The sequence below is a fragment of the Lysinibacillus sp. S1 genome (genome assembly GCF_044986265.1).
Classification (GTDB): domain Bacteria; phylum Bacillota; class Bacilli; order Bacillales_A; family Planococcaceae; genus Lysinibacillus; species Lysinibacillus capsici.
The window spans coordinates 757,796-777,912 of sequence record NZ_CP173154.1 but is presented as its reverse complement, the minus strand read 5'-3'; the positions used below and the strand labels follow the sequence as shown (position 1 = coordinate 777,912).

General features: G+C 39.1%; 23 protein-coding genes. 22 read left to right on the top strand and 1 reads right to left on the bottom strand.

From position 1 onward, the window contains the following. The first annotated feature begins 118 nt into the window (after positions 1-118). The 11 genes from ACHZEU_RS04185 (at position 119) to ACHZEU_RS04135 (ending at position 10,521) form a co-directional block, all read left to right on the top strand. Positions 119-268 (top strand): hypothetical protein, encoded by a 150-nt coding sequence (locus ACHZEU_RS04185; protein WP_196333027.1) that lies wholly within the window; start codon positions 119-121, stop codon positions 266-268. Positions 269-875: 607 nt separating this feature from the next. Beyond that, complete coding sequence (locus tag ACHZEU_RS04180) at positions 876-1,106, top strand: hypothetical protein (protein ID WP_404804069.1); 231 nt, start codon at positions 876-878, stop codon at positions 1,104-1,106. A gap of 90 nt (positions 1,107-1,196) precedes the next feature. Continuing rightward, complete coding sequence (locus tag ACHZEU_RS04175; RefSeq protein WP_404804068.1) at positions 1,197-1,703, top strand: GNAT family N-acetyltransferase; 507 nt, start codon at positions 1,197-1,199, stop codon at positions 1,701-1,703. A gap of 106 nt (positions 1,704-1,809) precedes the next feature. Beyond that, positions 1,810-2,313, top strand: coding sequence for a hypothetical protein (locus ACHZEU_RS04170; RefSeq protein WP_131519913.1), 504 nt, complete (start codon positions 1,810-1,812; stop codon positions 2,311-2,313). Between the two features lie 243 nt (positions 2,314-2,556). Beyond that, complete coding sequence (locus tag ACHZEU_RS04165; protein WP_016994968.1) at positions 2,557-3,054, top strand: RNA polymerase sigma factor; 498 nt, start codon at positions 2,557-2,559, stop codon at positions 3,052-3,054. Next, entirely contained in the window at positions 3,041-4,156 is a 1,116-nt protein-coding gene (locus tag ACHZEU_RS04160) for a hypothetical protein (RefSeq protein ID WP_404804067.1), read from the top strand. Before ACHZEU_RS04165 ends, ACHZEU_RS04160 begins: the two co-directional genes overlap by 14 nt. A 207-nt stretch (positions 4,157-4,363) precedes the next feature. Next, complete coding sequence (locus ACHZEU_RS04155) at positions 4,364-5,188, top strand: copper amine oxidase N-terminal domain-containing protein (protein ID WP_404804066.1); 825 nt, start codon at positions 4,364-4,366, stop codon at positions 5,186-5,188. 147 nt (positions 5,189-5,335) lie between these two features. Beyond that, positions 5,336-5,653, top strand: coding sequence for a hypothetical protein (locus ACHZEU_RS04150; RefSeq protein ID WP_054548773.1), 318 nt, complete (start codon positions 5,336-5,338; stop codon positions 5,651-5,653). Between the two features lie 552 nt (positions 5,654-6,205). Continuing rightward, complete coding sequence (locus tag ACHZEU_RS04145; RefSeq protein WP_404804065.1) at positions 6,206-7,279, top strand: alpha/beta hydrolase; 1,074 nt, start codon at positions 6,206-6,208, stop codon at positions 7,277-7,279. Positions 7,280-7,439: 160 nt separating this feature from the next. Next, positions 7,440-9,569, top strand: coding sequence for a DNA topoisomerase III (topB, locus tag ACHZEU_RS04140; RefSeq protein WP_404804064.1), 2,130 nt, complete (start codon positions 7,440-7,442; stop codon positions 9,567-9,569). Between the two features lie 106 nt (positions 9,570-9,675). Continuing rightward, a complete protein-coding gene (locus ACHZEU_RS04135; RefSeq protein ID WP_404804063.1) occupies positions 9,676-10,521 on the top strand; it encodes a nucleotidyltransferase in 846 nt (281 codons plus the stop codon). 86 nt (positions 10,522-10,607) lie between these two features. Here ACHZEU_RS04135 and ACHZEU_RS04130 read toward each other — a convergent pair whose 3' ends face one another. Further along, positions 10,608-11,219, bottom strand: coding sequence for a TetR/AcrR family transcriptional regulator C-terminal domain-containing protein (locus tag ACHZEU_RS04130; RefSeq protein WP_404804062.1), 612 nt, complete (start codon positions 11,217-11,219; stop codon positions 10,608-10,610). A 202-nt stretch (positions 11,220-11,421) separates the two neighbouring features. Between ACHZEU_RS04130 and ACHZEU_RS04125 the strand changes: the two genes are divergently transcribed. From ACHZEU_RS04125 to ACHZEU_RS04075, 11 genes are all read left to right on the top strand, one after another. Then, positions 11,422-12,174: a glucose 1-dehydrogenase gene (locus tag ACHZEU_RS04125; RefSeq protein ID WP_054548769.1), complete on the top strand. Its 753-nt coding sequence runs from the start codon at positions 11,422-11,424 to the stop codon at positions 12,172-12,174. A 463-nt stretch (positions 12,175-12,637) separates the two neighbouring features. After that, positions 12,638-13,996: an aspartate kinase gene (locus tag ACHZEU_RS04120; RefSeq protein WP_404804061.1), complete on the top strand. Its 1,359-nt coding sequence runs from the start codon at positions 12,638-12,640 to the stop codon at positions 13,994-13,996. Positions 13,997-14,100: 104 nt separating this feature from the next. Further along, a complete protein-coding gene (locus ACHZEU_RS04115) occupies positions 14,101-14,286 on the top strand; it encodes a hypothetical protein (RefSeq protein ID WP_048390624.1) in 186 nt (61 codons plus the stop codon). Between the two features lie 204 nt (positions 14,287-14,490). Further along, a complete protein-coding gene (locus ACHZEU_RS04110) occupies positions 14,491-15,174 on the top strand; it encodes an adenosylcobinamide amidohydrolase (protein ID WP_048390626.1) in 684 nt (227 codons plus the stop codon). Further along, complete coding sequence (gene cbiB / locus ACHZEU_RS04105; protein ID WP_404804059.1) at positions 15,171-16,127, top strand: adenosylcobinamide-phosphate synthase CbiB; 957 nt, start codon at positions 15,171-15,173, stop codon at positions 16,125-16,127. Before ACHZEU_RS04110 ends, cbiB begins: the two co-directional genes overlap by 4 nt. Then, positions 16,114-17,208 carry a histidinol-phosphate transaminase gene (locus ACHZEU_RS04100; protein ID WP_054548767.1) on the top strand — a complete coding sequence of 365 codons (1,095 nt, stop codon included), beginning with the start codon at positions 16,114-16,116 and terminating at the stop codon, positions 17,206-17,208. The genes cbiB and ACHZEU_RS04100 overlap by 14 nt, the downstream gene beginning before the upstream one ends. Then, entirely contained in the window at positions 17,205-17,813 is a 609-nt protein-coding gene (locus tag ACHZEU_RS04095) for a histidine phosphatase family protein (protein ID WP_048390631.1), read from the top strand. The genes ACHZEU_RS04100 and ACHZEU_RS04095 overlap by 4 nt, the downstream gene beginning before the upstream one ends. A gap of 12 nt (positions 17,814-17,825) precedes the next feature. Continuing rightward, the gene (locus ACHZEU_RS04090; protein ID WP_048390634.1) at positions 17,826-18,401 is read left to right on the top strand and encodes a bifunctional adenosylcobinamide kinase/adenosylcobinamide-phosphate guanylyltransferase; all 576 of its coding nucleotides are present in this window, start codon (positions 17,826-17,828) and stop codon (positions 18,399-18,401) included. A gap of 20 nt (positions 18,402-18,421) precedes the next feature. Next, the gene (gene cobS, locus ACHZEU_RS04085) at positions 18,422-19,198 is read left to right on the top strand and encodes an adenosylcobinamide-GDP ribazoletransferase (RefSeq protein ID WP_048390697.1); all 777 of its coding nucleotides are present in this window, start codon (positions 18,422-18,424) and stop codon (positions 19,196-19,198) included. Then, positions 19,171-19,767 (top strand): histidine phosphatase family protein, encoded by a 597-nt coding sequence (locus ACHZEU_RS04080; protein ID WP_404804058.1) that lies wholly within the window; start codon positions 19,171-19,173, stop codon positions 19,765-19,767. Before cobS ends, ACHZEU_RS04080 begins: the two co-directional genes overlap by 28 nt. Next, positions 19,719-20,111 carry a bifunctional adenosylcobinamide kinase/adenosylcobinamide-phosphate guanylyltransferase gene (locus ACHZEU_RS04075; RefSeq protein WP_048390638.1) on the top strand — a complete coding sequence of 131 codons (393 nt, stop codon included), beginning with the start codon at positions 19,719-19,721 and terminating at the stop codon, positions 20,109-20,111. The genes ACHZEU_RS04080 and ACHZEU_RS04075 overlap by 49 nt, the downstream gene beginning before the upstream one ends. Positions 20,112-20,117 lie beyond the last annotated feature (6 nt).

Genomic DNA, 20,117 nt, shown 5'->3' with positions numbered 1-20,117 from the left:
ATGGGCCAGTACCCCAGCGTTTCACGCGTAGAGCAAACCACCAGTTAGACTGGTGGTTCTGATTTATTCCTTTTTTGAACAAGTATTTGAAAATCTAAACGTATGAGGAGTAAGCATTATGAAAGATAATCATCAAGATTCACAACTAAAGCGGGAATTAAGTACGCGTCACATGCAATTAATTGCACTTGGCGGATCCATTGGGTCGGTTTATTTTATGACTCTAGTTCAACCACTCAAATGGCAGAGCAGGCAAAGTGAGGAATAGGCTCTAAAGTAGCGGTTAAAACATGAAAAGTAGCGGATACAACGTGAAAAGTGATGGATAGAGCAGCCAAAGTGAGGGATAGGTTCTAAAGTAGTGGTTAAAACATGAAAAGTAGCGGATACAACGTGAAAAGTGATGGATAGAGCAGGCAAAGTGAGGGATAGGTTCTAAAAAGGCGGTTAAAACATGAAAAGTAGCGGATACAACGTGAAAAGTGATGGATAGAGCAGCCAAAGTGAGGGATAGGTTCTAAAAAGGCGGTTAAAACATGAAAAGTAGCGGATACAACGTGAAAAGTGATGGATAGAGTAGGCAAAGTGAGGGATAGGGCCATCTATTTTGCTCCTTTCCATTTAAGGGTCATATTGTTGAGTAAAGCAATACATCTTACATTTGCGTGTCTATCTTAACATTGGGTCCAATTGTTGAATAACATTCTTTTAAGTAAAGTTTTCAAACAAAGCTTCTGGCACTTTAAGTTTCAGCATTTTAATACATGATATACTAAAACGCACTTGAATTAACACAAGGTATATTGTTATCTTTGTAGAATCTAATTATTATAATAAATTGCGCTGAAATTCAATTATATAAAGGGAGTGTAAAGGTGGACCTACTACTTTGGGTAACTATTGGTTTCATAATAATTGGATTTGTTGTGCTCGCTTCTATGAAAAAAGGTATGGAAAGTAAGGTCGCTTTTATAAAGTTGAATATGGAAGAAGAGGGAAATTCATCAAAAGCAAGATCTGTAGTTTGGTGGATATGGAGTACCACTGCTTGGGGGATAGTMAGKCTGTTTCTTGTTGTTTGGTGTGTCCATCATTACTTTGGGTAACTTTTTGGCTTCAAATGGGTAAAAACAGATACTGCACATTTCTAAATGAAATATTGTAGCAAAATATATTAAAAGCAAAKGGTGGGTATTTTGAAGATAATCGAGACGGAACGATTATACCTTATAGCGTTAAAAATGGACGATCATCATGAATTATCAAAAGTGCTTTCCGACCCCGAATCTATGCAATATTACCCTCATCCCTTTAATCAAGAAGAGGTTAAAAATTGGATCAGATGGAATGAGAAAAATTATAAGCAATATAATCACGGACTATGGGCAGTTGTTTTAAAAGAAGGAGATCTATTTATCGGTGATTGTGGAATAACCATGCAGAACATTGACGGTGTATGGTTACCTGAAATCGGTTTTCACATTATTAAAGCGTATTGGAATAAGGGGTATGCGACAGAAGCGGCATCTGCTTGTAAGGAATATGCATGGAATGTTCTGGGCTATTCTGAAATATTTTCATACACGACCTTAAAAAATATCCCATCCCAAAAAGTTGCGGAAAAAATCGGGATGGAAAATTATAAGATTTTTGAAAAGAATGGTGAACAACAAATCGTTCAAGTTGCCTACAAAAGTTTATGAATAGTTAGTAACTCATTTTTTATTCMAGAAAAGGGMGCGTTAATATAGGAACGTGTCTTTTTCTTTTAAAGAATTGAATTGCATTCATTTTTCAAAGGGGGATTGAATGAAGAAATATATAAAAGGGTTAGTGCCTTGCATTTATTTGATGTTGTCGTTCTTTGTACTATCTGGCTGCAATGCTCAAAAAAGTGGTAATACTTATTATTTATTATTGATGGGTGAAAGTGAAAGCTGGAATCTAACTGGGTATGAAATTGTTATAACACCAGAAGACTTTAAAGCAGGATTTGGGACCTTAAAAATGAAAAACGTCAATACGTATATGACAGATTTCTTCCACTTTGAAACGCATGTGGTTATCGAGAGTGATGATTCAGTAGTTCATACTGATTCAGTTACTGGTGAGACGAATATAGCAGAATATACAACTGGTGCTATTGCAGGGCCATACATCAATAAAAATGGTGACTTTATTACACTGAAAGATATACATGAGATTTATGTGGTCGTTGAATGGTGGGATACTAGTAAGAACGAAAGTATAAAAGAAAGAGTAGATTTATTTAACAAATCGAAAAAAGAACAGTCCTTCTTGAACGAACTATAGGTAAAGTTGAATAACGATCTTCTGGGACGCTTTTCTGAAATAATAGAAAAGCGTCTTTCTTCATGAAAAGGGCCATTATCAGTAAGCCCATCTAATACATAGGTACTGTTGCATCATCTAGAAGTGCATTGCATACTACTGCAATCTTGATAAAAAGGCTATTCTAAAATATTTCCAGGAGATTGAACAATTTTTTAGAAAACGAGCGTCTAAGTAGTAGGATTGAAACGAGGTGAGTTGTTGTTGGAACAAATCGTAGAACAATATGGTGAATATTTGTATCATCTTAGCTATTTATATATGAAGGATTTTCAGCTTGCAGAGGAGATTACACAGGACGTACTCATGAAGTACTTATTACATAAAGACGATTTTAGAAAAGATGCTTCATTGAAAACGTATTTAACCCGTATCGCTATTAATTGCTGTCACGATGAACTACGTAAACAAAAGAGAAAATCATTTATTTCAAAGCTTTTACCACTAGGTAGAACTGAACCCTCCGTAGAGCAAACATATATAGCAACTGAAGATTTTGCAACTTTAAAGCAAATTGTCTTTGCATTACCACTTCATTATAGGGAAGTCATTGTACTGTTTTATTATGAAGAATTTGATGTTTCTGAAATTGCTAGTTTATTAAACGTCTCACAAAACACCGTTCGTACAAGAATTCGTCGAGCGAGAGAATTGTTGAAAACAAATCCGGAACTGGAGGCAATATTTTATGAAGGAATTTAAAGACAAGCTAAAAGAAGAATTGCGACAAGATGCCCCATTTACAAACGACATCAAGCAACGTATATTGCAAAAGAAACCCATAAAAAGAAAGTTCAACTGGCAGGTTGTCACCGTATCTATTGCAGCTTGTTTCATTATTGGGTTAATGCTATTCGTTGAGTTTTCTCAAAAGAATAACCTACAAACCGCAAGTCAGCAAAATGAGCTACTACCGATTGTCGATGATGTTTCTTCGTTAGACATCATTCAACCGAAATATGCCCATCTACTTGGAAAACAATGGATGCTGCATTTTTTACCAATGATTATCGATAAGGAAGCCCCCATTACGTATGGAGATTATATTGCTTTTTATGGAACGGATGGGCTTGTCGTTTCAACTGTATTAGGATTAGGGAATGATCATGTAACAATGAAGCAAGGGCAAATTTTAGTAGAGGATACCCCATTAAAAGTACATGGATTAAATGAGCAAATAAAAAAAGAGGAAATTAATGACCCATTTAAGAATCCTTACTTTTTTCATAATTATGGAACAAGACCAGCGCCATTCAATGACAAATCGATTTCTACGAAAGAAAAAGAAATGGTTGTTTATGACAGTGACGAAGGCCATACGATTATGAAAATTAGTGAGGGGCAATTAGTCGGTAAGGTCGTAGGCTTCCAAAATTTTGAGCTAACATTTGAATTGGCTGAACAGGAGCAGCAAGTTTTTGATGCCTTTAAAGCGGATTATAATATTGAAAAGTTAAAAAATATGACACCCCAAGCGATTACTAAAATGTTTTTATTGAGTGATATTGAAAAAGATTATGAAACATATGAAGCATTGTTTACAACAAATAAGAACGAAGAAACAGAAAGTGTTCGAAGATATTATGAGAAAACGAAAATCGTACGTCAGGAGTTGTTTACAAAGGAAATAAATCGCCTTATTATTGCAAACCTCTTTGCTGGGCTAGAACATGCGGAGTTTGAGCAACAAACAGATACAACAGGAGTTGTAAAATTTATTTCACTTGAAGGACCAATTGAGCTAGGTATGGAGAAAAATGCCCAAGGGATTTGGCAGCCATCCTTTAGTAGGGGAATTTATTAGGTTTTTAGAAAGGACATCAATTCTAGTTTTCATCAGTATCTTTATCTAATAATCGGACGCGTTTATTTCGAAACGCGTCTTCTTTTATGGGTCATGTAGATTGAATAAAGAGCAGGATAGTTTAACGATATAGGTGGATTTTTATGGTAAAATATTTAGTGGAATGTATTTTTGGGGAGTGAGTTTTAAGAAAAGGAGTGTTCAAAGTTGAAAAAAGTGTTCTCAGGAATTTATCTTGGGTTAATTCTAATCATGACTTCGTCACCGGCATATGCAGCCGATTTTCAAATAAAAGTTGACGGTGTTACAATTGCATCTGATGTAAATCCAGAAGTTAAAAGTAATCGGACAATGGTTCCTTTACGTGTAATTAGTGAAAAATTAGGGGTAAATGTTGTATGGACGGATGCCCAAATCACCCTTACTAAAAACGATATACAGGTAACACTAAAACTTAATCGTAATCAAGTGGTGAAAAACGGTAAAACAGAAACGCTTGATGTAAAGCCATATATGAAGAATAATCGTACTTTTGTTCCGATGCGTTTTCTTGCCGAAACATTTGGCAGCAATATCGCTTACAAAAACGGTACAGTAACGGTTGAGACACAGCCTCTCTTTATTGATGGTATAAAAGTAAAAGCATTGCAATACGAATATCATATGACATTAGGCGGAGTCGTACAGCAAATCAATGGGAATGGTTATAACGAAGCTATTTATAATACTTTTATAAAAAATAATGGAAGTAAAATCGAAGCACCTACTTATAATCCTTGGGATTCTCATCCCATTCCAGTAGGAGACTATGATAAAACTGCGCAATTTGATTTTTTAGACCAAGACTCGAACAGTATCAAACGGTTTGATATTTATTTTTCCACGGGGGACTTGGGCGGGGTTTTGGTGCATGATACTACTGCAAATCATTGGTATGTCTACAGTGATACCGCAAGACTGGGAATACTTCAATTAATTGATACAGCCTGGTTGAACGGCTTTGTGACGGTTATGAGTAATACAGTTCCTTAAGGTGGATGATAGTGTTTTACTATTGTTTTAACGGACTTACTTTAATAAGGAGTAGAGCCTTTTTCTACTTAAACAACATTGCAACTTTGTTTGTACCATTACGCAGGTTTATATTTTCATGTTGTCAGAAGAAATGAGGTAATTTATTTGGATGAATGGAAGAAAGTTGTACTTAGTTTACTCGAAATCATTGTAATTCTATCGATTGGTTTACTTTTTACAACTTATATTTTAAGACCTATATACGAGAATTTTGGAATTCAATTTACAGGTGACGTATGGGTAAACTGGTTTGGATTATCGTATATTTTATTCGTCTTATACTCTTTGATTGTCGGTATTTTTATTTTTCAGGAAAGTAATATCTTTAAACAGCGACGTACATCCGTACTCTTTTGGCTCATTTTTATTGGTTCAAATTATGTAGTTTTTATTCCTTTTATAAAAGGTGAAAATCCATTCTAAGACTTCTATATAGTTCATTATTTCAACAATCCCAAAATCTATTACCGACACAAAGTAGGATAAAAATCAAAAACTGCATCCATTTAGATGCAGTTTTATTTTTTTCTAATCAGGGTTTCACCAAGTGGGATTCCAACCACAACAACCAAAACAGTTAAAATTAACAGTGCTCTAAAAATAAAATATGCAGCTTCATCAAACATCGTATCCCTCCTTCTTTTTTACAATACCTACCTCATATTCCGAAAGAATTATTGTTGTGTTTTTATAGTTTACGTCATTACAAGGTACGTATGCAGTTTTTAAAAAATTTGTGGTCTTCAGACATTTCTTTAGTAAGGAATACGTCATGCTTCCTCTAAAGGGTCACTTTAATCCTTTAGAAAATGGAAGAATACAACCTTGTAATGATGCTATACAAGATCTTCAATCGTTATTTGCTAAAGAATGAGCTAAAGGTTAATAATCCTTTACCCGAGATAATAAATAGTAAACGATACATAAGTAAATTTAATGGGGGTTATGATGAGGGTAGTGAAGAAAATAGCCAAGATGGCAGGAATCCTTCTAGTTATACTGACTTTGTTTATGGGGATTGGATACGCTATTCTTGTGATTAATCCGTTAGGAAATAAACCAGGCAAGCCAGTTGCGGATATTGAAGACAAGGTGGAGATTTGGGGAGAAGAAGTGGCAGGTAATCATTCGGGAAGTAAGCTTGACGATATGAATATTAAGGGCAATCCTAACAGACTTTTGGCGACATTCAAATTTTCCACTGGCATTGTGGGAGAAGACTATAAAGACAATGAAGCGGCCATTGATACCTTTACCTATGTCCATGAAATTGAAGGGGGCTATGAAAAATCAACCTATGAAGATGAGCCCTATCTGATTCCTTATACGGTAGCGAACAGTGACAGTGCCGTCATTATTATGCCAGGTGGTGGTTATGGCTTTAAGGAAATGGATGGAGGAACAGCGGAAGGAAAGGAAGTAGCTGCATCATTAAATAAAGCAGGTATTAATGCATTCCTTCTCCACTATCGTTCCAATCCCTATGAGTGGCCTATTCCACAGCTAGATGTTCAGCGTGCTGTCCGATTTCTACGTTATCATGCCAATGATTATGGTCTCCATCCAGATCTAATTGGTTTAATAGGTTTTAGTGCTGGAGGCTATCAAACGGGTAGCTTTATTAACCTTATTCAGGGAGAAAATCTGTTTCCTGCTAGTTATCAGCCTGATGCCATTGATGCTGTTGATGATCAAGTAGCATCTGCTGCTATGATTTACCCTGCATTGACGTATCGCTATAATGTGCCCATGCTCTTTGCTTCTTTTAATGATGAAGATGTCAGAAATCCAGAAAAACGTGAAGAGCTCTTGCAGCAGACAGATTTATCTACGCATTTCAGAACAGCTCATATACCTCAGTTTATAGCTTATGGGACAAAGGATTTAGCAATCGGGGTAAAAGGTCCACAGGAGTATATCCAATCTGCACGAAACGCAGACGCGGATGTGACTGTGATAGTAGCAGAGGACCAGAATCATGGCTTTAAGCAGGAATACTATATGCGAGCGTATCTTGAATGGGTAAAGAAAATTTTTGCTTCTTTATAATTCGCTTAAAAGGTCAAAGATTTTAGTAAGTGCTATTTTATATGGTTTAAAGTAAAATAGTAGTAAGGTATTTCACCATCAACTCAACTAATCTGATTAGTTGAGTTTTATGTTTTTATAGAAAAGCTACTAAAATATTGTAAAGAAGATGTGATGATTAATGGGGAAAATTGCTATATTAGCAGAGAAACCATCTCAAGCAAGAGCATATGCAGACGCCTTTAAAGTGAAGCAAAAAGAGAAAACCTTTATTGAACTGGAACCTTGTGCTACTTTTCCTCATGGTGCAGTTATTACCTGGGCGGTTGGTCATCTTGTTGAATTAAAGGAGCCGAAAGAATATCAGAAGGAATGGGAGAAGTGGTCGCTTGCTTCATTACCGATCATTCCGCAAAAATTTGAAGATAAAGTGGTCTCTAAAATGTATCCACAATTCAATGCAGTCAAAAAAATCTTTAGTGATCCCCAAGTAACAATGATTTATAACTGCTGTGATAGTGAACGTGAGGGTTCAAATATCTTCTACTCCCTTTTGAAAATGACAAAAGTAAATAAGCCAGTTAAACGATTATGGATCAATTCATTAGAAGTGGAGGAAATCCGAAAAGGTTTTAATCATATGCAAGGTAATGAGCGTGATTTGCTTATGTACCAAGAAGCCAAAACGCGTCAAATTAGCGATTGGCTAGTGGGTATGAACTGTAGTCGCCTCTATACGCTACTGTTGCAGAAAAAGGGCTTCAAGGGCAGTATCTCCATCGGACGAGTACAATCGCCAACCGTCTATTTAATTTATAAAAGACAGCAGGAAATTGAACAGTTCAAGCCTGAAAAATTTTATGAAATCGAAGGGGTATTTAAAGCTCAACATGGTGTATATAAAGGGAAGGCGAAGCTAAAGACAAAAGAGCGGGCTGAGGCAGTGCAGTTATTGCAACAGCATGGGATTGAACCGAATGATACAGGTCTCATTACAAGTGTCACGAACAAAACGAAGCGAATGGCACCGCCTAAACTACATGCGCTATCAACTTTACAAGCGGCTGCCAATAAACGTTGGAAATACAGTCCATCACATGTGTTGAAACTTACGCAATCACTTTATGAGAAAAAGCTCGTTTCTTACCCACGTACCGATTCACAGCTCATTACACATAATGAGTTTGCTTATTTAAATGAATCATTAGGAAACTATCAGCAGCTCGTGGGAAAAGCATTTCAGCCAATCAATAGAGGGAAGAACAAGCGCTATGTCGACAGTGCCAATGTTGGGGAGCACTATGCGATAATTCCAACGAAAAAAATACCGACCGCCAAAGCGTTGCAATCCATGAATGCTGATGAACGAAATATTTATTTTGAAATCCTCAATACGACACTCGCTATGTTTCATCAGGATTATGAATACGATGAAAAAACGATTATCACGAATGTCAAAAATGTAGAGTTTAAAACAGTAGGGAAAACAGAGCTTGTCAAAGGCTGGAAAGAATTATTTTCAAATGAGACAGAGGTGCAGGCGCGTGAGGAGTCTTTACCTGTTGTCTTCCAAGATGAGCTGGTACAAAGTAAGATTGCTATACTAGAAGGCACGACAACACCTCCGAAGCCCTATACAGAAGGTCAACTCATTACGATGATGAAAACCTGTGGTAAATCGGTTGAGGATGAAGAGGAAATCGAGGTGCTGAAATCGATTGAAGGGATTGGGACGGAAGCAACTCGAAGTGGCATTATCGAGACGATTAAGAAGCATGGATTTATTGAAGTACGAAAAAATATCGTGAGCATTACACCGAAAGGACAGCTTTTATGTCAGGCAATTGAAGGAACATTACTGTCAAGTCCTTCCATGACGGCCAAATGGGAAATTTACTTACATAAAATTGGCCATGGGGAAGGCTCTGCCAAGCATTTTATTGAGAGCATAGGCAAGTTTATTCATCAACTAATAGCAGAGGTGCCTAAACAGTTAGAGTCACTGACAATTGAAGCAGAGCAGTTTAAACCAGCTGTGGAAAAAGATATTGCCATGTGCCCAGCATGCAAGGAAGGGAAAATAGGCTTGCGTAAAAGCTTTTACGGATGTTCGAATTATAAAAATGGTTGTAAGCAAACGTTCCCACAAAGGCTATTAGGAAAAAAACTAACGGAAAAAAACATCCATGATTTATGTAAGAGTGGGAAAACTACTATGATGAAAGGCTTTAAATCAAAGAATGGCAAACAATTTAATGCAGCCCTACGTTTGGTAGAAGGAAAAATTGAATTTGAATTTAAAGAAAAGTAAATGCTGTTAGTTTCAAAGGACTTCCAACATGAAAGTAGGATAGTGTGTTTGTATAGGACATGCTATCCATTATTAAGTAAATCAGTCACATAAAAGGAGCGATGTAATGACGACTATAAAAGAAATTGGCAGCTTATGTCTGACGGATAGTGATGGATACATAATTAATCATGCAGATTGGAATAAAATCAACCCTATTTTTCTTGCTGTCATCAACGATGTGGTTCATACCTATCGCACCCTTCTCCAAGATGACTTACATAGCATTTATATAAGGGGATCGATTCCAAAGGGTATAGGTATTGAAGGAGTAGCTGACTTAGACACAATAGCGGTTACGAAGCATAAGCCTAAAAAACAGCAGGTAAAGCGGATAAAAGAAGTAGAGCAAGCTTTAACTCAAAACCATGATTGTGTAGATGGGATTGAGCTAAGTGTATTCGGCAAAGAAGATATTTTAAATACGACATCTTTTTCAATCATTAGTTTCATCCTCCAAACCCATAGTATATGTGTCTTTGGAGAGGATTTAATACCTCGATTACCAAGATATAAAGCGAACGAGGCTTTAGCGAATGACCACCTTATTCATTTGCAGGGGCAAATAAAAAATGCCTGTGATGATCTTCAAGATAATTCGGATAGAGAGGATATTAAAGATTGTTGTAAGTGGATTATGAAAATTATAGTAAGAGCAGGGCTTGCACTTGTCATAACGAAGGAAAACACCTATACAAGGGATTTATACCCCGCCTACAAACGGTTCTCAGAATATTTCCCTGACAAGGAAAGCGACATGAGAAGGGCACTTGAATATGCAATAACACCCATATTCGACACGMACGTTTTGTTATTGTTTTTAAATGAATTTGGAACGTGGATGGTCAGTGAAGCGGAGAAATGGTTACAATTCTATAACCCTACCAGAGAATTAAACATGAAAATCGTATAACTTTCGAGACAAATAGAGAAAGGTAATCACATTTGCGTTGTGATTACCTTTTGTTTTTGTTGTTAATTGAAATTTGGTGTTCTGCTTTATCTTTCAAAAGGGTTGTCAATATAAGGGCCTTTAATGGTAATACGCATTAACTGGGTCGCCATAAATTTGGGGGTATAGGGCATATCATTTTCTAACCACCAGACGATTACTTCAAGAAAGGCGGCTGCATAAAAACGGACGGCCATTTCGCGCGGCACGGTCAGCTTTTGGTCGTCAGGCWCCATCATTTGAATGCCGCTCGAGACAAAATTGATAATAATGTCTTTAAGGCCATCGGAGAAATAAGGGATATTTTTTTCTGTGAGATAGACCTTGTATAATTTACTATTCAGCGCTATTTGTTCAAATAAATGCATAAATGTCTCATGTGGCTGGTCATAATTTGGTAATAAATCAAAATCCTTCTTCTCTTCGAAGGGTGGATGGATACTACTTACAAGCTCATGCAAGGCTTCTTCTGAGCTTTGATAGAGAAGGTCTAATTTATCACGGTAATGTAAATAAAAAGTGGCACGGTTTAATGTAGCCCGTTGTGTAATATCTTGTACCGTAATCTTTTCATAGCCTTGTTCATCAATTAATGCCACTAGTGCATCTCTTAATAATTGGCGCGTTCTGATGACGCGAGGGTCCATTTTTTTCGACATTTTGAAGCTCCTTGTATTAAATTTTCAATTTAAACAACAGTCCGATTGCAAGTGTTGTGAAAGCATCATTATGGGCTTTGGTGTTGTTTGCCCTTTTTCAATTGCGCGTTATAATTATATTAACGACACCGTGTCGATAATACAACTAGTTGTTAACGTGTTCACGAATTGTTCATTTATATAGAAGAAAGGGAGTTTTATGATGGGTCGTTTAAATGGGAAAGTAGCAATTATTACAGGAGCAGCAATGGGAATGGGCGCTTCTGAGGCAAAACTATTTGCACAAGAAGGCGCAAAGGTCATTGCAACAGATGTACAAATCGAGCCCTTGAATAATTTAGTAAAAGAAATTAAAGAAAATGGTGGGGACATTATTGGTCTTCAACATAATGTTACTTCTGAGGATGAGTGGAAAGCAGTGATTGCCGAGGCTGTAAAGGCATATGGCAAAGTAGATATCCTCGTCAACAATGCGGGCGTTTCATCACCTAAAACAATTGCCAACATGGAAATGGCTGAATGGAATAAAATTATGGATATTAACCTGAATGGTTGTATCATTGGCATGAAATATATGATTCCTGAAATGCAAAAAGCTGGCGGTGGTTCAATTATCAATATTTCTTCGATCGGTGGAATCGTGGGAATGGCTGGTACAAGCCCCTATACAGCAGCAAAAGGAGCGCTTCGTGTGCTTTCTAAATCGGCTGCGATTGAATATGGTAAAGATAAAATTCGTGTGAATTCTGTTCATCCAGGCATTATTGTAACACCAATGACAGCGCCTACGATGGAAGAGGGCGGTGCATTGCCATACTATCAAGCTTACACGCAATTACCATACTTCGGTGAACCTGAAGATGTAGCTTATGGCGTAGTGTTCTTAGCGTCAGACGAATCCCGCTTTATGACAGGCGCAGAGCTCGTAATCGATGGCGGCTGGACAGCCATTTAATCCAATAGCAAAAAAAAACTAGGCATCACTCGACGTGAGCCTAGTTTTTTTATATCCACAGTCACTCCATAAAGGCCTCAGGAACGAGCGAAAAACCTCATAAATAAAAGAAAAAGCCTTGCTGAAGGAATCCCTGATACATACAAAAATAGCACAGACATAGTGGATATTTGTGCATATCATAAATGGAGTAAGCGTTTTCTTCATTTATATAGAAGAAAGTCAAAACCGAAAATTTCACGATTATGTGAACGTCACGAAAAAAAATTCACAAAAACCTTAACTATTTCATGTGAAATCCGTATAATAAATCAAACAGTACGAAAATTGTCCATATTTCTCGAAAAATTGCGTGAATTTTTTAAATTGTATTGACGTAGGAAACGATAATTTGTACACTGTGTACAGTCAATTGTTTTGTGGAGGAATACAATTAATTTGAAAAAGTTAGGATTTGATAGATATGATCGTGTGTAAATTTGGTGGAACATCTGTAGCAAGTGCAGAACAAATACAAAAAGTAGCAAACATTGTAAAATCTAATCCGGCGCGTAAGGTTGTTGCCGTTTCAGCACCAGGGAAACGTTCTGGTGACGATATAAAAGTAACTGACCTATTAATACAATTAGCAAATGCAGCGTTACTACAAGAGAATACAGAGGAAAAATTGCAAACTGTTGTGGATCGTTTTAGAGCGATTGCTGATGGTTTGGGGCTAGATAATGCCATTTGTGACGTAATCGCAGAAGATTTACGTGAACGTGTACAAGGTGACAAAACAAATGTGGAATTATTCATCGATAGTATTAAAGCAGCAGGTGAAGATAATAACGCCAAGCTTATTGCAGCTTACTTTAATGCCATTGGTATGCCCGCACGCTATGTCAGTCCTAAAGAAGGTTTAGTGGTCAATGATTTACCAGAAAGAACCTTTGCATTACCTGAAGCGTATGCTAATTTAGCCCCTTTAAAAGACACAAAAGAAATTATTGTGTTCCCAGGGTTCTTCGGTTACACTAAAGCGGGCGTATTGCGAACATTTGACCGCGGTGGCTCTGATATTACAGGCTCTATTTTAGCAGCAGCCGTTGAAGCGGAGCTGTATGAAAACTTTACGGATGTGGATTGTGTGTTCTCCGCGAATCCGAAAGTCGTCAACGATCCAGTGGAAATTAAAGAAATTACGTATCGCGAAATGCGCGAATTATCATATGCAGGCTTTTCAGTGTTCCATGATGAAGCGTTAATGCCTGTCTACAAGATTGGGGTGCCCGTTAACATAAAAAATACAAATAATCCATCAGCCCCAGGTACACGTATTGTACCAAGCCGTCCTGCAACAGGTCGTCCAGTTACAGGTATTTCGGCAGACAGTGGCTTTTCAACTTTATATGTCTCTAAATATTTGATGAATCGTGAGGTAGGCTTTGGACGTAAGCTACTCCAAATTTTAGAAGATGAAAATATTTCTTATGAACACACACCAWCTGGTTTAGACGATATTTCTGTCATCATGCGTTCGAATCAACTAACACCAGAAAATGAAGCACGCATTCTTAGTCGTGTGAAAGAAGAGCTACATGCAGAGTATGTAGAAATGCGTCACGGTTTTTCCATGATCGTGATTGTGGGCGAAGGGATGCGTCATAACACAGGATTAGCTGCCCGTGCTGCCACAGCGATTTCAAAAACTGGCGCAAATATTGAAATGATCAATCAAGGTTCTTCTGAAGTGAGCCTCGTGTTTGGTGTCCTTCAGGAATATGAAAACCGCATTTTACAAGCGTTATATGAAGAGTTTTTTGCCCATGCAAAAGCATAATGACACAATCGTCACTAATCCAAGTGTTTCTTGCTTGGATTAGTGTTTTCTTTTTGCTGAGAATACGGTAAAATCGAGGGCGTACATAGTTGGGAGGGTTATTCGTGAAGAATTTAACAATCGGTATGCTTTTTTCAATCATCGGGATACTTTTTGTCTGTTTAACGATTATGGATATTTTACCGTCATCGACAAAAACAATGAAAATTGTTTACATAGGCATTGGGTGGGTCTTTATTATCGTCGGCTCTGTCATCCGCTTTAAGAATCTCAAACAAAAGCAGCAATAACACTTTGAAAATGGAATTGTGACAATAGCCAAAGTTATGATACAATTTCAAAGAAAATAAATAATTTGAGTATTATGAAGTTGTTATTCTGTACAAATGTTCAGAAGGTTCAAATTTTAATAAAGAATCGACCGTACAAATTCTTCTTTGTAAGAATTTGTTTTTTTATGTTCCGTCATAACTTTATCGCGAGGAGGCGATTGATTGCCTATACTTACTAAGGATTGCATTCATATTTTTGACGATTATGTTGCCCTTCAAACAGCTTCAGCCATGAAGGTTGTATCCTCAGCCATGCATAACCCAGGCTTTGGTCATTATACGCATCTGATGAATCGAACGGTGCCTATTACCTATGATGAACGACAGCCACATCAGGAATTGCTGCAGTTTTTGCAGGCACAGCATTTCCCGCATGACAATACAGTGGCTATGATGACGGCTGTCCAAGCCAAGTTTGCGACTATTCGTGACTTTACATATGAGGGAATCCACCTTGTCATTATGATTACCGCAGGGCTTGGCAATGCGGTGGATATTACCCGTGCTTTTCAACGAGAGGAGCAGTACCATGCAGGCACCATTAATACTTGGGTGCTGATCAATGGCAAGCTGTCTGATGAGGCACTTTTTCAGGCAATGATTTCAACTACGGAAGCCAAGGTCAAGGCTTTAGTAGATGAAGGTGTTACAGATCCTACGACAGGCACGCTAGCTACAGGTACATCTACTGATAGCTTGCTTATTGCCTCGACAGAAGAAGGGGACTTCCATCAATATGCAGGTCCCATCACTATGCTTGGTAAGGTCATTGGCTATGGTGTTTATGAAACGATGTGTGAGGCGGTTAGGAAATACAAAAAAGATAAAGAGGAGAGGTCTAAATGATTGCTATCGTGATTGCCTGCATCATAGGGCTTATTTTTGATTTAGTAGTAGGGGACCCTCCGAAGCTTCCTCATCCTGTACGCTGGATTGGACACTTGATTCAATCGCAAACAGCTTTATGGAATAAGGGCAAATGGCGCAAGCTACGTGGGACAGTGATGGCACTTGCTGTTGTTGGCACGACCATGTTTGTGGTGACGCTAATTCTATTACTAAGCTATCAGGTGAGTATCATTTTTGGCATCCTTGTAGAGGGTCTGCTGATTGGTATCGGACTGGCACAGCGGAGCTTGAAGGAGGCGGCGATGGCTGTCTATGAGCCGCTTGTCAAAGGGGATTTTTCCGAAGCACGTGTTAAGCTGTCTTGGATTGTCGGACGTGATACCGATAAACTAGGTGAGGATGAAATTGTGCGTGGTGTGGTAGAAACGGTTTCTGAGAATACAAGTGATGGTGTGACAGCTCCACTCTTTTATGCCTTTCTATTTGGGGCAATTGGTTTATGGGGCTATAAGGCTGTCAATACCTTAGATTCGATGGTGGGCTATAAAAATGAAAAATATAAAGACTTTGGTATGTTTTCAGCCAAGCTTGATGATGTCCTGAATTTTATTCCAAGTCGCCTTACAGGCTTACTGATCGTGCTTGGTACGAAAAATGAAACAGATCGTTCGCTTGGCATGCGCTTAAAGCGTTGGGTACAGGACGCTAAGAAGCATCCTAGTCCAAATAGTGGCTATTTAGAGGCAGCGACTGCAGTGCAGCTTGGTGTACAGCTAGGAGGAAAAAATACGTATCAGGGCGTTGTTTCTCATCGAGCAATTATGGGGGAAAAATTAGTGCCATTAACGAAAGAGCATATTGCAACGTCCATTATTCATATGCGTATTGCCACAGTGCTGTTTGCGCTTGTTATGTTAGCAGTGGAGGTGTTAATTTATGCGGTTACCTAATCACGGAGCAAATCCGCAAAATGTTTATCAGCAATTAGGCTTAACGATGCCTGAGGTGGTGTATGATTTCAGCGAAAATGTCAATGCGGCAGGACCACCAGCCTTTGTGGAGGCACGTTGGCGTACTTTTTATCCACTAATTCAGCGCTATCCAGATCCAGATGGGGAGCCTTTTTTAACGAAGGTCGCTGCTTTTCATCAAGTAGCAAAGAATACGATTTTACTAGGCAATGGGGCTTCAGAGCTTTTTAGTGTACTAGCAAGACGCTATGCCAATAAGCGTGTCATCATTGTGCATCCAACTTTTTCAGAGTATGAGCGAACATTGCGTGCTGCAGGTGCTACAATTGTTCCTATTGTCGTGACAGATTTTATCAATTACACATTGCCATTAGAGCAGCTACAGCAGGAAATGTTGACGGCAGATGCTGTTTATCTTTGTACACCTAATAATCCAACTGGCGTATTGCCAAATAAGGAAGATTTACTCGCCTTAATCGCACACGGAGCAATCGTTAACTGTGAGCTTGTTATCGATGAGGCATTTATGGATTGGGTAGATGAGGCGCATTCGCTGATTCAGTTTAGTGCCCAAAACCCACATGTTATTGTCGTTCGTTCGATGACTAAAATGTATGCGATTCCAGGTTTACGACTTGGGTATTTGGTTGCGCATGCTACAATTGTGAGCGCCTTAAAAGAAATGCTACCGCATTGGAATTTAAATGCCTTTGCGCTTGTAATTGGGGCAAGCTGTTTAGACGAACAGCACTATTGTCAGCAGGCAATTACCTATGCCGCTGCGCAAAGGGAATGGCTGCATCGTTACTTACAGGACAATGGCTGCCAAGTAACGAATAGTGTAACGAATTATGTGTGCTTCTCCTTACCGAAAACACAGCAAGCAGACGCCTTTTTCACCTATTGTCTTGCACAGGGTGTTGTGCTGCGTCACACAAAAAACTTTCAAGGTTTGCAGGGTGAGTGGTTCCGTATTGGCATAAAAGACATTGCAGCCATGACATCTTTACATAATTGTCTACAAACGTGGTTTAACCTAAATAAGGGGAGAGAAAAGTGACAACTTTTTATCTAGTAAGACATGGGGAAACACAATGGAATCAGGAGCATCGACTACAGGGGTGGCTGGATTCTCCATTAACGGAAAACGGTAGAGCAGCGGCTGAAAAACTTCACAAGCAACTGCAACAGATTCCTTTTACCGCTGCTTATTGTAGTTCAAGTGGTCGTGCAAGAGAGACGATGGCTATTTTGATGGCCAATCGCAAGCTGCCTATTGCCTATGAAGATGATTTACGGGAGATCTATTTAGGGAAATGGCAGGGGCAGACAATCGACGATATACTGGCGACACATAAGCTTGATTATGAGCTATATACGAACTACCCTGCGCAGTTTGTGGCGAGTCATACAGAAAGCTTTGGAGCTGTAACAGAAAGAGCGATGTTTACATTAAAAAAAATAGCAGCCCAACATCACAATGAAACGATCCTCATTGTCTCCCACGCTGTAACGATTAAATGCATTATCAATGCTATTTTACAGCGCAGTATTAGTGAGCTATGGGCGGCCCCATACATTCATGGGACAAGTGTGACAGTGATTGAACGGCAAGGTCAACAATGGCTTGTGAAGGATATTGGTAATTTACATCATTTACAATAGGAGGTGTCCTACATGGCGCTTATTTTTATTACAGGTGGTGTACGTAGTGGTAAATCCCATTTTGCCGAGCAAGCAGCGCTTCAGCATTATGAGGCACAGGCATGTACAGCGAAACGCTTGCTCTATTTGGCTTCGGGTATTGCCTTAGATCATGAAATGGAAAAAAGAATCTTACGGCATCAGGCAGATCGCCAGGCACAGCCTGTACAATGGCTGACGGTGGAGGCTCCCTATGCAATTTCTGAAGTATTTGAGACACTTCAGGATGGAGATGTGGTGCTGTGGGATTGCGTGACAACTTGGCTGACCAATGCTTTTTACGAAGGCTATGACAAGGGGACACCCTGTTTACAACAGCCTGGTTGTTTAGCTAAGAAGCTACAGGCCGTCAAGCAGGCGATCCAATCGCTACTGAAGAAGGATTTGACTTTTTTTGTGGTATCCAATGAACTGTTTGATGAACCTCCTTATGCTAGTGATGAAGTAGAATTATACCGACGAACGCTCGGACAGTTCCATCAATGGTTGGTTTCTATGGCACAGGAGGCCTATGAAATGAACTATGGCATTGTAAAGAGATGGAAATAATCAAGAAGGAAGGCAAGAGGATGAAAAATTTTTGGCATAGCCTCCTACTGGCATTTCAATTTTTTACGGTATTGCCAGTACATAAAGAGCTTCCGCTAACAAGGTCCACCATCACAGGCATGTTTGCTTGCTTACCGTGGATAGGTGCTTTAATGGGAACAACGGTGGCAGCTGTGCTTTATAGTCTTATGCAGTGGACAGCCAGCAGTGAAGTGATGCTAGCTTTCACTGTGATAGGGCTATTTGCTTTATGGACAGGTGGTTTGCACTTAGACGGCTTTATTGATATGGGCGATGCCTATTTTTCCTATCGAGATCGAGAAAAACGATTGGAGATTTTAGATGACCCCCGTGTGGGAGCGTTCGGAGTATTGGCTGTGGTGTTTTTATTAATGGGAAAATTTGTTATTCTACATGAGCTTTTAGTGCAGCAGAAGTTCGACTTGTGGATGGTACTATTCGTTCCATTTCTAACAAGGGTGGGCATGAGCTTTTATTTTATGTCACTCCATTGCTCAAAGGAAAAAGGTCTTGCTTATTTTTTTAAGTCTCATATGAATGCTAATCGATTAAAAGTGATCATGCTGTTATCGCTCGTATTGGCGATGACGGTTGTTTTTATCAGCACGCAGTTCTTACTTCTTCCTGTTGTCCTAGTCGTCGTTTTAGCCATTGCACTTTTTATTTTTCGACAATTTACGTTGCGCAATTTTGGTGGAGTATCTGGCGATTTACTGGGTGCCTCCATTGAAGGGATGGAGGTTGTGCTATGGGTGACATTGTTACTGTGTGCTTAATACGGCATGCGCCTACTAAAGAGAATCTTGAAAAGCGTTACCTTGGGTGGACGGACGCACCATTAGCAGATACAGCCAAGCTTGCTGTTGTAGATGCATTGGTTAAAAAGGTATATGGCAGTGATCTACAGCGCTGTCGACAAACGGCTGCTCATTATTTTCCCAATGCTAGCTACCAGGCAGAGGCATCCCTTCGAGAGACGAACTTTGGTGCATTCGAAGGGAAAACTTATGAGGAGCTAAAAATGGATGCTCACTATCGAGCATGGATAGATGATCCAATCCGTACACCCCCTCCACAAGGTGAGGCATTCGATGATTTTATGAAACGTGTTGTAGATGGATTTCATTATTTACCGAAAAATGAGGATAGCTATTATTTAGTGGTTCATGGTGGGGTTATTCGTGCCTTACTTGTTGCCTTTGCGCCAACAGAACAGCCCTTTTGGTCCTATCAAGTGCCACATGATAAACAATTTGTTTTAACATTTACAAGAATGGCTTGGGAGGAGGGAGCAAGATGCATGTCTTTATCGGAGGTGCCTATAACGGCAAAACCGACTATGTGAGGCGCTTGTATGAACCGCAACAGATGGTTATGATTGCTGGCGAACTACCTGAGGTAGCGCCCGCCTGTGATGTCCTTGTCCTAAAGAACTTAGAAAAATGGCTTGTGACACAAAACTTGGAGGAAGATGAACAAATCGTACAAAAGGTGCTAGCCACATTACAAGAGCTTGAACACCATTGTACACTCGCACTTATTGTGACGGATATGGGGCGTGGGGTTGTGCCAATGGAAAAACAAGCCCGACAGCTACGTGATACCTGTGGTCGACTATATCAAGCTTTGTTCAAGGAAGCGGAGCAAGTTGTACGGATTTGGTATGGAATAGCTGAGCCATTGAAGTAAAGTAGA

Excerpts from the sequence above, each read along its gene's own strand:
- ACHZEU_RS04185 (WP_196333027.1), top strand. The coding sequence starts at position 119 with ATGAAAGATAATCATCAAGATTCACAACTAAAGCGGGAATTAAGTACG.
- ACHZEU_RS04170 (WP_131519913.1), top strand. The coding sequence starts at position 1,810 with ATGAAGAAATATATAAAAGGGTTAGTGCCTTGCATTTATTTGATGTTG.
- ACHZEU_RS04160 (WP_404804067.1), top strand. The coding sequence starts at position 3,041 with ATGAAGGAATTTAAAGACAAGCTAAAAGAAGAATTGCGACAAGATGCC.
- ACHZEU_RS04145 (WP_404804065.1), top strand. The coding sequence starts at position 6,206 with ATGGCAGGAATCCTTCTAGTTATACTGACTTTGTTTATGGGGATTGGA.
- topB (WP_404804064.1), top strand. The coding sequence starts at position 7,440 with ATGGGGAAAATTGCTATATTAGCAGAGAAACCATCTCAAGCAAGAGCA.
- ACHZEU_RS04125 (WP_054548769.1), top strand. The coding sequence starts at position 11,422 with ATGGGTCGTTTAAATGGGAAAGTAGCAATTATTACAGGAGCAGCAATG.
- cbiB (WP_404804059.1), top strand. The coding sequence starts at position 15,171 with ATGATTGCTATCGTGATTGCCTGCATCATAGGGCTTATTTTTGATTTA.
- ACHZEU_RS04100 (WP_054548767.1), top strand. The coding sequence starts at position 16,114 with ATGCGGTTACCTAATCACGGAGCAAATCCGCAAAATGTTTATCAGCAA.
- ACHZEU_RS04090 (WP_048390634.1), top strand. The coding sequence starts at position 17,826 with ATGGCGCTTATTTTTATTACAGGTGGTGTACGTAGTGGTAAATCCCAT.
- cobS (WP_048390697.1), top strand. The coding sequence starts at position 18,422 with ATGAAAAATTTTTGGCATAGCCTCCTACTGGCATTTCAATTTTTTACG.
- ACHZEU_RS04080 (WP_404804058.1), top strand. The coding sequence starts at position 19,171 with ATGGGTGACATTGTTACTGTGTGCTTAATACGGCATGCGCCTACTAAA.
- ACHZEU_RS04075 (WP_048390638.1), top strand. The coding sequence starts at position 19,719 with ATGCATGTCTTTATCGGAGGTGCCTATAACGGCAAAACCGACTATGTG.